The sequence below is a fragment of the Staphylococcus sp. HMSC056G08 genome (assembly GCF_001812305.1).
GTDB classification, from domain to species: Bacteria; Bacillota; Bacilli; order Staphylococcales; family Staphylococcaceae; genus Staphylococcus; species Staphylococcus simulans.
In genome coordinates this window covers 1-327 of sequence record NZ_KV808530.1, presented here as the reverse complement: position 1 = coordinate 327, position 327 = coordinate 1, and the positions used below count along the sequence as shown (strand labels likewise).

The 327-nt window shown below is 34.9% G+C and carries 1 protein-coding gene; it reads left to right on the top strand.

Annotated elements, in window-relative coordinates:
* Positions 1-327, top strand: a 327-nt coding sequence (locus HMPREF2846_RS14495; RefSeq protein WP_218086527.1) for a hypothetical protein, incomplete at both ends; no start/stop codon positions are given.

The window sequence follows — 327 nt, the reverse complement described above, 5'->3', positions numbered from 1 at the left end:
AAGAAATCAATGCCGCAACAAAAGCATTGAAAGACGCTCAAAATGCTTTAGTTCCAAAAGCTAATAAAGACGATTTAAATAATTCAGTTAAAACAGCTGAAGCATTACCATTAAATCCAGCTGATACTGAAGATAAAGCAGTTCAAGATGCATTAGATAAAGCGAAAACAGTTCAAGCTGATGACAACGCAACACAAGATGCGGTTAATACAGCTCAAACTGATTTAGATAACACTGTTGCAGCTAAAAAAGATCAAGATGCTAAAGATGCAGCCGCAAAACAAGCAGCTCTTGATGCATTAAATGATGAATTGAATAAAGTTAAAG